15 protein-coding genes are annotated in these 11856 nt (G+C 68.1%); 6 read left to right on the forward strand and 9 right to left on the reverse strand.

The window, feature by feature from the left end; translation table 11 throughout:
* Positions 1–59 precede the first annotated feature (59 nt).
* Positions 60–1583, reverse strand: coding sequence for a nucleotidyl transferase AbiEii/AbiGii toxin family protein (locus tag UK23_RS45785; RefSeq protein ID WP_045318130.1), 1524 nt, complete (start codon positions 1581–1583; stop codon positions 60–62).
* Positions 1584–1672: 89 nt separating this feature from the next.
* Between UK23_RS45785 and UK23_RS45790 the strand changes: the two genes are divergently transcribed.
* Genes UK23_RS45790 through UK23_RS45800 form a run of 3 tightly spaced genes read left to right on the forward strand, consistent with a single transcriptional unit; the run spans position 1673 to position 3914 of the window.
* Positions 1673–2830, forward strand: coding sequence for an LLM class flavin-dependent oxidoreductase (locus tag UK23_RS45790; RefSeq protein WP_045318131.1), 1158 nt, complete (start codon positions 1673–1675; stop codon positions 2828–2830).
* Positions 2827–3252 (forward strand): MarR family winged helix-turn-helix transcriptional regulator, encoded by a 426-nt coding sequence (locus tag UK23_RS45795; RefSeq protein WP_045318132.1) that lies wholly within the window; start codon positions 2827–2829, stop codon positions 3250–3252. The genes UK23_RS45790 and UK23_RS45795 overlap by 4 nt, the downstream gene beginning before the upstream one ends.
* Positions 3249–3914 (forward strand): CE1759 family FMN reductase, encoded by a 666-nt coding sequence (locus UK23_RS45800; RefSeq protein ID WP_045318133.1) that lies wholly within the window; start codon positions 3249–3251, stop codon positions 3912–3914. The genes UK23_RS45795 and UK23_RS45800 overlap by 4 nt, the downstream gene beginning before the upstream one ends.
* Here the strand turns inward: UK23_RS45800 and UK23_RS45805 are convergent.
* From UK23_RS45805 to UK23_RS45815, 3 genes are read right to left on the reverse strand one after another with little or no spacing between them, the layout of a single operon-like run.
* Positions 3905–4636: an ABC transporter permease gene (locus UK23_RS45805; RefSeq protein ID WP_045318134.1), complete on the reverse strand. Its 732-nt coding sequence runs from the start codon at positions 4634–4636 to the stop codon at positions 3905–3907. The two genes, UK23_RS45800 and UK23_RS45805, sit on opposite strands and share 10 nt — an antisense overlap.
* On the reverse strand, positions 4633–5361 hold the full coding sequence (locus tag UK23_RS45810; protein WP_045318135.1) for an ABC transporter ATP-binding protein: 729 nt from the start codon (positions 5359–5361) through the stop codon (positions 4633–4635). Before UK23_RS45810 ends, UK23_RS45805 begins: the two co-directional genes overlap by 4 nt.
* Positions 5358–6350: an ABC transporter substrate-binding protein gene (locus UK23_RS45815; protein WP_045318141.1), complete on the reverse strand. Its 993-nt coding sequence runs from the start codon at positions 6348–6350 to the stop codon at positions 5358–5360. Before UK23_RS45815 ends, UK23_RS45810 begins: the two co-directional genes overlap by 4 nt.
* Positions 6351–6418: 68 nt before the next feature.
* Here UK23_RS45815 and UK23_RS53425 point away from each other — a divergent pair, with 68 nt between their 5' ends.
* On the forward strand, positions 6419–6949 hold the full coding sequence (locus UK23_RS53425; protein ID WP_196778178.1) for a hypothetical protein: 531 nt from the start codon (positions 6419–6421) through the stop codon (positions 6947–6949).
* Here UK23_RS53425 and UK23_RS45825 read toward each other — a convergent pair.
* On the reverse strand, positions 6934–7308 hold the full coding sequence (locus UK23_RS45825) for a YciI family protein (protein ID WP_045318136.1): 375 nt from the start codon (positions 7306–7308) through the stop codon (positions 6934–6936). The genes UK23_RS53425 and UK23_RS45825 overlap by 16 nt on opposite strands.
* 95 nt (positions 7309–7403) lie before the next feature.
* On the opposite strand from UK23_RS45825, the gene UK23_RS45830 reads away from it, so the two are divergent.
* Positions 7404–7823 carry a hypothetical protein gene (locus tag UK23_RS45830; protein WP_156213871.1) on the forward strand — a complete coding sequence of 140 codons (420 nt, stop codon included), beginning with the start codon at positions 7404–7406 and terminating at the stop codon, positions 7821–7823.
* A 142-nt stretch (positions 7824–7965) separates the two neighbouring features.
* Here UK23_RS45830 and UK23_RS45835 read toward each other — a convergent pair whose 3' ends face one another.
* From UK23_RS45835 to UK23_RS54740, 4 genes are all read right to left on the reverse strand, one after another.
* Positions 7966–9654: a GMC family oxidoreductase gene (locus UK23_RS45835; RefSeq protein WP_045318138.1), complete on the reverse strand. Its 1689-nt coding sequence runs from the start codon at positions 9652–9654 to the stop codon at positions 7966–7968.
* Positions 9651–9929 carry a hypothetical protein gene (locus tag UK23_RS45840; RefSeq protein ID WP_045318139.1) on the reverse strand — a complete coding sequence of 93 codons (279 nt, stop codon included), beginning with the start codon at positions 9927–9929 and terminating at the stop codon, positions 9651–9653. The genes UK23_RS45835 and UK23_RS45840 overlap by 4 nt, the downstream gene beginning before the upstream one ends.
* A 52-nt stretch (positions 9930–9981) precedes the next feature.
* On the reverse strand, positions 9982–10314 hold the full coding sequence (locus UK23_RS45845; protein WP_045318140.1) for a putative quinol monooxygenase: 333 nt from the start codon (positions 10312–10314) through the stop codon (positions 9982–9984).
* An 82-nt stretch (positions 10315–10396) separates the two neighbouring features.
* Positions 10397–10519: a hypothetical protein gene (locus tag UK23_RS54740; RefSeq protein WP_269112346.1), complete on the reverse strand. Its 123-nt coding sequence runs from the start codon at positions 10517–10519 to the stop codon at positions 10397–10399.
* A gap of 59 nt (positions 10520–10578) precedes the next feature.
* On the opposite strand from UK23_RS54740, the gene UK23_RS45850 reads away from it, so the two are divergent.
* Positions 10579–11856 (forward strand): MDR family MFS transporter (locus UK23_RS45850; protein WP_045318143.1); only part of this gene is annotated, 1278 nt, incomplete at its 3' end.

The following is an 11856-nucleotide window of genomic DNA, read 5'->3' on the forward strand; positions in this document are numbered from 1 at the left end:
GATCAAGAGTTGGCGGTACTTGCAGACGCCAACAGAGCCGACCCCTTGGAATCAGCCGTCTAGGCCAGCGCGGCCGCGATCCGTTGCAGCAACTCCGGTTCGTCGGCCTTCGTGACCGGCAGCTCGGTCGGCGCGTTGTCCCAGTCGATGTGATCGAGCTCCAGCAACGACTTCCGGTCGAAGTCGAGCGCCCGAGACCCCAGCTCGGGCTCCAGCAGGTCCATGACGAGACCGGTGTTCACGGTGGTCCGCGAGGCGAGCAGCGCGGCGTCGTAGAGGTCCTTGGCCTGCGGGTAGGAGTCCGTCACCAGCCACTGGAGCTTCCAGGCGAGTGAGAGCTCCATGTTCGCGGCAAGCACGGTCGTGCCGGCGATCCGGACGGGTTCCGGCGCGATCGGCAGCTCCTCCTCGAACACCAGGTCCACCTGGACCATCCCGTACGGCAGGCCGCTGACCTCGAACGGGCACACCAGCCGCAGGCCGGGCACCCGTTCGTAGGTCCAGATGGGCTCGGTGTCGACCGGTCCGGGGCACAGCACCGGACCGGGATCGTCGCTGATCGCCTCGCGGAGGTCGTCGACGAGCTGCTCCGCCCGCGGGCTGCCGAACGCGATGTCGCGCGGCGTCACCACGAAGTCGAGGTCGCCGGGCTCGCGCGCGGCGTCGCCGAACCACTCCCGCATCACCATGCTGCCGCGCAGCACCAGGTTCTCCGACCACTGCGACCTGGCGACGAGGTGCAGCACGCGGGCCATCGCCGCCCGCCGCCCGCCGAGCCAGCGCGCTCCTTGCGCTGGGTCGCCGAACCGCGGGTCGCCGGGACGGAACGCGTGCGGGTGGTGCTTGAGCGCCGGATCGAACACGGCGCGCTGCTTGATGTTCTGGCTCGGCTTGATCTCGAGCGGGTAGTAGGTCGCCGGGAAGCCCCTGACCCACGACGGAGCCTGGCGCAGCCGCTCGTCAACGCCGTGCCTGGCCTTGCCGTGGATCCAGCCGTTGTCCAGGTGCAGCGCGTCGTCCGCGACGACGTACTCCTCCTCGACCTCCAGCACGTCGAACTCGGCCAGGTCGCCGAGCAGCGCGGTCAGCCGCTGCTTCGCGGTCGACCGGCCCACCCCGAAACACCGCTGCGTGACGAACCGTTCCTCGGTGCCGTCCTCACTGATGCGGCGGGCGTTGCGCGAGACGTGGGCTTCGTGTGGCTCCATCGCCCGGTAGATGCCCATGTAGTAGTCGCGCCAGTTCCCTCGCAGCCGCAGCTTCACGTGGTGCTCGAAGTACAGCTCGGGGCCGGCCTCGTCGTCGGTCCGAGGTACGCCCTCGTTCCACGGTGCCGCCTCGATCTTGACCCGCACCAGGTAGAGCTCGGCCGCATTCATCTTCGCCCGCCAGCGCTCGGCGACGGCCCGCGCCTCGTCGAGCGTGCCCTTGGCGCTGATCGTCAGCATCGGCTGCGACGGCATCTCCCCGCGCTGCAGCTCGATGTGGCTGAACTTGAGTTCGTGCTGCTCAGCGAACTCCGCCAGCTCGTCGACCTGCCACTCCGAGCCGGTCAGGTGCAGCTCGAACTCTCCCGAGAACATCCGCGCAGCGTAGTTGGGAATAGCTCACGGCCTCGTGCGTTAAGGTAGATGCAAACGCATAGAACTTGAGACTGAAGGAGGCGGCTGCCGTGCAGTTCGGAATCTTCTCGGTGAGCGACATCACCAGGGACCCGGTGAGCGGCGAGACCCCCAGCGAGGCCGAGCGGATCGACGCGATCGTCCAGATCGCCGAGAAGGCCGAGGAGGTCGGGCTCGACGTCTTCGCGATCGGCGAGCACCACAACCCGCCTTTCTTCTCGTCCGCTCCCACCACGCTGCTCTCGCACATCGCGGCCAGGACCAAGAAGCTGATCGTCAGCACCGCGACGACGCTGATCACCACGAACGACCCGGTGCGCATCGCCGAGGAGTACGCGATGCTGCAGCACCTGTCGAAGGGCCGCATGGACCTGATGCTCGGCCGCGGCAACACCGCGCCGGTGTACCCGTGGTTCGGTCAGGACATCCGGCAGAGCCTGCCGCTGGCGCTGGAGAACTACAACCTCCTGCACCGCTTGTGGCGCGAGGACGTCGTGGACTGGGAAGGCAAGTTCCGCACGCCGTTGCAGGGCTTCACCTCCACGCCTCGTCCGTTGGACGACCTGCCTCCGTTCGTGTGGCACGGCTCGATCCGCACGCCGGAGATCGCCGAGCAGGCCGCCTTCTACGGTGACGGCTTCTTCGCGAACAACATCTTCTGGCCGAAAGAGCACTACATGCGGCTGATCAAGTTCTACCGCCAGCGGTACGCGCACTACGGCCACGGCACGGAGAAGCAGGCCATCGTCGGCCTCGGCGGCCAGGCCTACATCGCGAAGCGGTCGCAGGACGCGCTCAAGGAGTTCCGGCCGTACTTCAACGAGGCGCCGGTGTACGGGCACGGGCCGAAGATGGAGGACTTCATGGAGATGACGCCTCTGTCGGTCGGCAGCCCGCAGGAGGTCATCGACAAGACGCTGACCTTCCGCGAGCACTTCGGCGACTACCAGCGCCAGATGTTCCTGATGGACCACGCCGGCCTGCCGCTCAAAATGGTGCTGAACCAGCTGGACCTGCTGGGCGAGGAAGTGGTTCCGGTGCTGCGCAAGGAGATCGAGTCGCGGCAGGACCCGGAGACCGCCAAGCCGCCCACGCACGCCCTGCGCGTCAAGGAGAAGTACGGCGACGAGCCCGCCCGTCAACCCAAGCCGAACGCCAACCGGGGTGACAACGTCACGGGTGGCTCGCCGTACCAGGACACGGAATGACGCGAGCGAACGAGGCGTGGGAGTCGCTCATGCGGGCCTACGCCGTGCTGATGAAGCAGTTCGGCGCGGAGGACGTCTGGGGCGACCTGACGATGCGGGAGTACGACGTCCTCTACACCTTGTCCAAATGCGACGGTCCACTTCGGATGAGCGAGCTGAACCGCCACGTGCTGCTCAGCCAGCCCGCCCTGTCCCGCATGGTCGACCGCCTGGTCGACCGCGGGCTGGTGGACCGCTGCACAGATCCCGGTGACCGCCGGGGTGTGCGCCTGTCGCTCACCCCGGCCGGCCGCAAGACCCAGCAGGAGATCGGCCGCCCGCACGCTCGCAGCGTCACCCGCGCGTTGAACGTGCTCACGCCACAAGAACTCGAACAGCTCGCCGTGATCACCCGCAAGCTGGCAGGAAACGAGGAGAGATGACCACCCAGAAGCAGCTCGTGATGGTGTCGGCCGGCACGAGCGACCCGTCGTCGACTCGCTTGCTCGCCGACCGGGTCGCCCAGCGCGTCGCCACGCTCGGGGTGCAGAAGCAGCTCACCGTCGGCATCAAGACGATCGAGCTGCGCGAGCTGGCCGGCGAGATCGCGAACGCGTTGGTGTCCAACCACATCGGCCCGAAGCTGCAGAAGGCGATCGACGCCCTGCAGCACGCGGACGGCATCGTCGCCAGCACCCCGGTCTACAAGGCGGGCGCGAGCGGGCTGTTCACCTCGTTCTTCCAGATCCTGGACAACGACCTGCTGATCGCGAAGCCCGTGGTGCTCGCCGCGACCGCCGGTACCGCCAGGCACGCACTCGTGGTCGACGACCAGATGCGCGGCCTGTTCGCCTACCTGCGCACCGTCGTGGTGCCGACGTCGCTGTTCGCCGCGACCGAGGACTGGACCGACCCCGGACTGAACAAGCGGATCGACCGCGCGGCGCTGGAACTGGTGGCGCTCATCGCCGCCGGGTTCGAGAAGACCGTGCGCGACGACTCGTGGGGCCGCTACCAGCACGAGTTCGGCAGCGCGGGCGGCACCGAGCTGTCGATCGACCTCGACTCGGACCTGATGAAGCTGGCCGCGGGCGGTCAGGCGTAGGGCAGGACCTTCCTCTCCAGGTAGGACAAGCCGTAGAACAGGCCGACGCTGATGATCGCGAGCAGGGTCATCGCCGCGAACGCCAGCGAGGTGTCGGCGCTCGCCCCGGACGTGTAGATCACGTAACCCAGTCCGGCGCGGGCGCCGACGAACTCGGCGATCACCGCGCCGATCACGGCCAGCGAGATCGCCACCTTCAGCCCGACGAACACCTGCGGCAGAGCGTGTCTGAGCCGCAGCTTGAAGAACTCCTGACCGCGGGTGGCGTCGAGCGACCGGAACAGTTCCGCGAGCTCGTCCGGCGTGGACTTCATGCCCGACGCCGTCGAGATCACGATCGGGAAGACGCACACCAGCACGACCAGCAGCACCTTCGACTCGATGCCGAAACCGAACCACACCACCGCGATCGGCGCGATGGCGACCTTCGGCACGGCGTTGAGCGCCACCAGCAACGGGTAGAACATCCGCTCCATGATCTTCGAGCCGACGATCAGCAGCGCGATCGGCACGCCGACCACAATGGACACCGCGAAGCCGAACACGGCCTCCCACAACGTGACCAGGGTCTGTTCGAGCAGGTATCCCGGCAGTTCGGCGAACGACGCGACGACGTCCGCCGGTGACGGCACGAGGAACGACTCGATCCCGAAGACGATCGTCGCGAGCCACCAGAGCCCGATGATCGCGACCAGGCCCAGCACCGGCAGCAACGCTTTCACGCCGTCACCTCGCTCAGCAGGCCGCGGAGTTCGCGGCTGACTTCGTCGAGTTCGGCCTGTCCCAGCGCTCGCGGTCTCGGGATCGAGACGTCGACGATCTGGTGGATCCGGCCGGGGCGCGGGCTGAGCACCACGATCCGGTCGGCGAGCAGCACCGCCTCGTCGATGGAGTGCGTGACGAACACGACCGCGCGCGGCAGTTCGAGCTGAACCCGTTGCAGCTCCTCGGCGAGCTCGCTGCGGGTGATGGCGTCCAGCGCGGAGAACGGTTCGTCCATCAGCATCACCCGCGGGCTCTGGATCAGCGACCGGCACAGCGACACCCGTTGCTGCATGCCGCCGGACAGCTCGTGCGGCCGCCGTTTCTCGAACCCCGCCAGGCCGACGAGCGCGAGCAGCTCGTGAGCGCGCTCCCGATGATCACCGAGACCGCAGATCTCGATCGGCAGCAGCACGTTGGACAGCACCGACCGCCACGGCAGCAACGCCGGCCGCTGGAACATGACCGAGACGTCCCGGCGCGGCTTGGTCACTTCCTCGTCGGCCACCGAGATCCGGCCGGCGGAGGGTGTCAGCAGACCGGCGATCAGGCGCAGCAAGGTGGACTTGCCGCAACCCGACCGCCCGATCACCGCCACGAACTCGTGCTCGCCGACCTCCAGGTCGATGCCCGCCAAGGCACCGACCGTCCCGAAGGCCTGCGAGACCCGCTCAACCCTGATCACCTCGGGGCGAGCCCGAACGTCGCCAGGTCGCCGGGCTTCAGCACGACGCCGTCGGGAATCGCGCGGGCCTCCACCAGCGTGCGGATGATCTTCTCGACCCGCTCTTCGGTCATCCCGCCGATCCTGCCGCTGTACCCGGATGGCCGGACGTACGGCGCCATCAACGCCATCTCGGCGCTCGCCACCGCCGCGTCCTGGGTCGGCTGGTACTTCTTGAGGATCGGGCCGACCTCGTCCGGGTGTGCGATCGCGTACTCCAGGCCTTCGAGCAGCGCGTCCGTGAAACTCCGCGCGACCTCGGGCGACTTGAGCTCGAGCTCCTTCGACATCACCAGCGCGTTCCCGTACAGGTCCGGGACGAGGTCTCCGTAGGGCAGCACGACGGCCTTCCTGCCCTTGGCCGCGGCCTCGATCAGCGGCGTGCCGACGACGAACTGGCCGATCCCGTCGACCTGTCCCGCCGCCAGCAGCTGCGGCAGCGCGGGCGGTGCGGACGGCACGAACTCGACCTTCGCCGGATCGATGCCCGCGGCCTTGGCGTAGACCGGGAACATCACCTGGTTCGTCGAGCCCGGCTGGTCCCCGATCTTCTTGCCGATCAGGTCCGCCGGCTTCGAGATCCCGTTGCCGTCCAGCGCGACGATCGCCGCGAGCGAGCGCTGGTGGATGGCCGCCACGGTGGTGACCGGCAGCCTCTCCTTCGCCAGGGTGATCGCGGTGGCGGTGAAGTCGGCGACGCCGAAGTCGGCCCGACCGGCTCCGACCAGCTTCAGCACGTCGACGCTGCCGGTGCCCGGCGTGATGTCGACCTGGAGCCCGCGACTGGCGAAGAAGCCCTTCTCCTGCGCCACGTACACGTACGCGTCCCTGCCGAAGGTGTTGAACGACGTCAGATAGCTGACGTGCCGCAGGTCCCGCTGCTCGGCCCGACCCGCGCAGCCCGCCACGGCCAGCATGATCGCGAGCACGACTGAAATCGCTTTCCGCATGATCCCTCCCCCGAAGGCGCCCTCCTGGTCGAACATAGAGGTCGGGGGAAGACTGTGGGAGGTGCGCGTTGAGGGGTGACGTCGTGGTGTCGCCGTCCGGTGAGGAGATCGTGCTGGTCGATGTCGGTCAGCGGGTGCTCCACGACGACCCGGTGATCCGGGTGTGGGAGGTCCAGCTCGAACCCGGCGAGACCCACCCGTGGCACCTGCACCACAACCCGTACGTCGTGCTGAGCATCAACGGCTCGGAAGGCAGGATGGACTGGCTCGACGGCAGCGAACCGCGGTTCATCTCGGAGCACCGCGGCGGCTGGGTGTACCGGCCGGTGTCGCCCGTGCACCGGCTGACGAACATCGGCAAGTCGTTCTACCGCAACCGGCTCGTGGAGCTGAAGGACCTAGGCGAGCATCAGGCCGCGCCGCTCGACATCCACCCGGACGACGTCAGCGTGCGCACGGTCGCGGACTGCGCGCTGGACCTGGACGGGCCGCACGTCCTCGCCGCGCTGGACGTCGAGGACGTGCGGCTGCACCCCGGCGGACCGTGCTCGCTAGACGGCGAGTGGTTCGTCCTGGAGCTGGCCTACTTGTTCAGGTAGGGCTCGATGTCCTCCGCCTCGACCACCTGACGCACCTCGACCGACATCTCCTCGACGCCGGCGAAGCAGGTGATGTACTCCTCGCCGAGGGCCGTGGCCTCCGCGAGGTCCTTCGCGTTGATGATCATGAACCCGCCGACGACCTCCTTGGCCTCGGCGAACGGCCCGTCGATCGACCTGACCGCGGCACCGCGCCTGCGCACCACCGCGCCCTTGTTGTGCACACCGTCAGCGGTGAGCAGGGCGCCGTTCGCGACCAGCTTCTCGATGAAGCCGTTCATCCGCTCGATGAGCTCCGGGTTCGGCTCCCACGAGGCCGGGTCGTCCTCCAGGACTCGGTGAATGAGCATGAACCGCATCTTGTTCTCCTCGTTGTCGACTGGCAGCGGTCAGCGGCTGCCACCCCTGCGTCGATCGACGTCACGGAGCTTTCGACATTCGGCACCATGACCGGGTGAACTTTTCCAGATTGGTCGTTCCGCTGCTGAGCATGTGGTTCTTCGGCAACCTCTACGAGCAGGTCGTGTGGAACCCGCAGCTACTGGCCGATCCGCGGCCGGGGTCGCTGGTCGGCGTGTTCGCCGCGGGTAGCCCGGTCTACTACTACCTGCCGTGGGGGCCGCTCGCCGTGGTTCTCGCCGTCGTCTCAGGTGCGCCGAGGTGGGCGCTCAGCTGCCTGGCGTTGTCGGTAGCGGCCAAGATCCTGCTGATCACGCAGGTCAACCCGGTGTTCCGCGACCCGGCCGCCAGCCGCGACACCGTGCACCACCACGCGGTCGTGTGGGCGTTCGGCAACGCCGTCGTGCTGGTCGCGGTGGCGGCCGCGATCCTCCTGGTTCAGCGTGCGCAGCGCAGGCCCGCGTCCCCCGCGTAACACCCTGGTCCGAGCCTGGTGGCGTTCACGAACAGCAGCACGCACTCGTCGCTCGCGAACCCGGCGATCAGTGCTCCGCGCCGCGCGCAGCGTGGAGGCCGAAACCGCCTGGCTGGGCGCCGTTTCCTCGGCTTTCACCCGGTCACCGGTCGTGCGCGAGGTGCGCCGGCTGGCTCAGCTCGACGCGGCGTGACACGAGGTGGTCGGCCGTTCGCAAGGCCAGTGCGGCCATCGTGAGCGACGGGTTGGACGTGCCGAGCGACGGCATGCTGCCGCAGCCCACCGCGTACAGGTTGGGGTGGTCCCAGCAGCGTTGCCACTGGTCCACGACCGAGGTTTCCTTTCGCGCGCCCATGATGTGCGTGCCGCCGCCGTGGCCCGCGCCCCAGTAGCGCAGGGGTTCGCCGTTGTGCTCGAAGTACCTTTCCTCGTCCGGCTTGTACGACGTGTAGTCCTCGGCTTTGAGCATCTCGAACAGCTGGTCCGAGACCCGTTTCGCCGCCAGGAGCCCGTCTTTCACGTAGTCCGACAGTCCATACTGGATGCTCGGGCGCGGGTTGCCCAGTGCGTCTGCTGCTGAGGCCAGCGTGACGCGGTTGGCCGGGTCCGCTTCCTGCTCGATCTCGAACTGCAGTGTGAACTGTCTGCCGACCCGTTCTGCGACCGCTTTCCTCAGGGCGTTGCCGCGCAGGCCCGCCGCGACGAACTCGGCCGTGTCGGAGTCGGGACTGCCCGCTGACCAGCCCCAGCCCCAGTTGCCGATCTCGATGCGGAACGGCGCTCGCCTGCCGCGTTCTCCGCCTGCCCGGAACGCCTCGATGCTCGTCGTCGAGCCCGGTCCGCGGAACGGTCCGACCGGTTGCGGCATCAACGCCCACGTCAGCAGCGCGGGGTGGTCCATGAGGTTGCGGCCGACCTGGTCGCTGCTGTTCGCGAGGCCGGACATGAGCAGCAGCTTGGCGTTCTCGATGGCGTGCGCTGCGAGCACGACCACGTCCGCCTCGACCTCGTGCCGGGTGTGCCTGCCGGTCGTGTCGTCGGTGTAGCGCTGGTAGCTGACCTTGGTGATGCGTCCGAACTCGTCGGCGTGCACCCGGTTCGCGACGCATCTCGTGCGCAGCTCGACTTGGTTCGACCAGCGTTTCTGCGTTCGGCGCGGCGTGTACTTGGCGTTCTCCGGGCACACCGGCACGCAGCTCGCGAACCCCGAGCACAGGTGTCCGTCGGGCCGGTAGCCCCTGGTGGCGATTCCGTTGCGCGCCTGCGGTGTACCGGTGACGAGAAGCTCACGCCCGTCGATGCTCCGTCCGTCCACAACGGACGCAACGGCGTGATCCAGATACGTGCGGGGCAGGGCGTGCATGGGATACGCGTAGCCGTCCGCGACCGGGACGTGCTGCCGTTGCTCGTCGGCGTCGGCCGAGACCCCGATCTCCCACTCCGCCGCGCGGTAGCAGGGCTCCAGGTCGTCGTACTCGATCGGCCAGCTGCGGCCGCGGCCGAGGTCCGCGGTGTGGAAGTCCTCTGGGTGCATGCGGGGCGTGATGCCGGTCCAGACGGTGCCGGTGCCGCCGTTCATCCGCAGGTACGGGCTGCTGTAGGCGAACGGCCCGGTCCCGGTGTTGATCACGTAGTCGCTCGACGGCGCGGCCACCGTGGTCCGGTAGGGCGCGAGCGGTGATTTGACCAGTGCGGTGTGAAACCTCCGCACTGCCTCGTCGTGTTCGGTCTCGGCGCCCGCCTCCAGCACGATCACCTGAAACCCGTTGTCCCCCAGCACTTTCGCGATCAACGAGCCGGCGAACCCTGCCCCGACCACCACGGCCCTCATCTGACGCTGCTTCTGGGTCTGCGCTCCCAGCTCCCGAACCCAGGCCCCGCCGTGCCCGGAGCAGGTGCGTTGACGGCCTTCCACGCCAGCCCCTCGGCGTAGGCGCGGGAGCTTGGAATCACCCCGCGCCACACGCCGGTGTACCAGAGCTGGATCAGCTCAGCGTCCGTTGCGTCCTGTGCGATCACGCGGTACTGCTCGACCAGTCCGGTCGACCTCAGCTCCTCCGCCGAGAACCCGGTCAGCTCGGCGGACAACTCCACGAAGGCGTCCATGGCGACATCCTGGGCGGAGGATCTGTCCTGCGCCAAACGATCTGAGCAATGCTCACCCGCGTGGCCCAACCGCCATTTCGCCGAGCAGCGACCAGTCGTCCTGCTCCAGCACCGCGTTCACGATCTTCGGCGTCTCTTCCAGGTACGGCGGCAGCTCGGCCTGCGCGACCTTGAAGTGCGCGGACTGCACGTGCGCCGCACCCGCGTCGCCATCCCGGAACGCCTCGACGAGCACGTACACGGCCTCGTCGTCGATGCTTCGCGACCAGTCGAACCACAGGCAGCCCGGTTCGGCGCGGGTCGCCTCGGTGAAGCCGCGGGAGATCTCCGGCCAGGTGTCCGCGTACTCCGGCAGGATCCTGAACTTGGCGGTGATGAAGATCAAGACGGCCTCCTTCTGGTGATCGCACCTCAACCCTATGGGGTGGCGCTGAGCCTTTGCGCGGTGAATCCGGCTGAGCGCGAAATCAGGACCACTCCAGCACGGCGTCCTTCTCGATCGTGCGGTCGGGGTCGAGCGGAAAGACGTCGCGCGGAAAGACGTCGTCCGCGAGCGTGCTGTCCGCGACCGGAGAAGCCTTCGCACCCACACGACCGACCTTGGCCAGCGGGTCCGACGATCCTGGGCCATCATCGGCCCGTGCCCGAGATGATCGACACCCGCCGGCGGAACCTGGTCGTCGCGGCCGTGCTGCTCGCCATGCTGCTGGCCGCCCTCGACCAGACGATCGTGTCCACCGCGCTGCCCACGATGGTGGCCGAACTGGGTGGCGGCCCGCACCTGTCGTGGGTGGTGACGTCGTACCTGCTCGCCGAGACGATCATGACGGTGCTGATCGGCAAGTTCGGCGACCTCTACGGGCGCAAGAAGACGTTCCTGGTCAGCGTCGTGCTGTTCCTGGTCGGGTCGTTCTTCGCGGGCTGGTCGGAGTCGATGGGGATGCTCATCGCCTTCCGGGCCGTGCAGGGCCTGGGCGCTGGCGGGCTCATGGTCACCTCGACGGCGATCATCGCGGACGTCGTGCCGTTGCGGGAGCGCGGGAAGTTCCAGGGGTTCGCGGGCGCGGTGTTCGGCATCGCGACGGTGGCCGGGCCGTTGCTCGGCGGGCTGTTCGTCGACCACCTGAGCTGGCGGTGGGCGTTCTACGTCAACATCCCGCTCGGGGTGGCGGTGGTGCTGGTCGCGATCGCCGCGCTGCCGACGATCAAGGCAGACGGGCATCCGAAGATCGACTACGCCGGCATCGCGCTGATCGCGCTCGCGGCGACCGGGTTGACGCTGGTCACGAGCTGGGGCGGCACCGAGTACCCGTGGACGTCGCCGACGATCCTGTGGATGGCGGCGGGGTCTGTGGTCCTGCTGGTGGCGTTCGTCCTCGTCGAGCAACGCGCGGCCGAGCCGATGCTGCCGATGAGGTTGTTCCGCAGCAGGGTGTTCACGGTGTCGGGGATCCTGAGCTTCGTCGTCGGGTTCGCGATGCTCGGCGGCATCACGTACCTGCCGATCTACCTGCAGTACGTGCGCGGCGAGTCGGCCACGGCGTCGGGACTCTGGATGCTGCCGCTGATCGCCGGGCTGATGTCGACGGCGCTGCTCACCGGCAACACGATCAGCCGCACCGGCAAGTACCGGGCGTTCCCGATCGTCGGATCGGTGGGCCTGACCGTCGGCATCTTCCTGCTGTCCTATTTGGACGCCGGCACGAGCTACTGGGTGATGGGCGCGTTCATGGTCGTGCTCGGCGCGGGCATCGGCCTGGTGATGCAGGTGCCGGTGATCGTCGTGCAGAGCACCACCAACTACTCCGACCTCGGCGTGGCCACGTCCGGCATCAGCTTCCTGCGCACGATGGGCAGCTCGTTCGGCGTCGCGATGTTCGGCACGATCTACGCGAACCAGCTGCCGAAGCACCTGGTGGTGCCGCCG

It is taken from the genome of Lentzea aerocolonigenes (assembly GCF_000955955.1).
Lineage (GTDB): Bacteria > Actinomycetota > Actinomycetes > Mycobacteriales > Pseudonocardiaceae > Lentzea > Lentzea aerocolonigenes_A.

Bases quoted from the DNA above. Each gene is read 5' to 3' on its own strand.
- UK23_RS45835 (WP_045318138.1), bottom strand. From the start codon at position 9,654: ATGAGGGCCGTGGTGGTCGGGGCAGGGTTCGCCGGCTCGTTGATCGCG.
- UK23_RS45785 (WP_045318130.1), bottom strand. From the start codon at position 1,583: ATGTTCTCGGGAGAGTTCGAGCTGCACCTGACCGGCTCGGAGTGGCAG.
- UK23_RS45795 (WP_045318132.1), top strand. From the start codon at position 2,827: ATGACGCGAGCGAACGAGGCGTGGGAGTCGCTCATGCGGGCCTACGCC.
- UK23_RS45825 (WP_045318136.1), bottom strand. From the start codon at position 7,308: ATGCGGTTCATGCTCATTCACCGAGTCCTGGAGGACGACCCGGCCTCG.
- UK23_RS45800 (WP_045318133.1), top strand. From the start codon at position 3,249: ATGACCACCCAGAAGCAGCTCGTGATGGTGTCGGCCGGCACGAGCGAC.
- UK23_RS45815 (WP_045318141.1), bottom strand. From the start codon at position 6,350: ATGCGGAAAGCGATTTCAGTCGTGCTCGCGATCATGCTGGCCGTGGCG.
- UK23_RS45840 (WP_045318139.1), bottom strand. From the start codon at position 9,929: ATGGACGCCTTCGTGGAGTTGTCCGCCGAGCTGACCGGGTTCTCGGCG.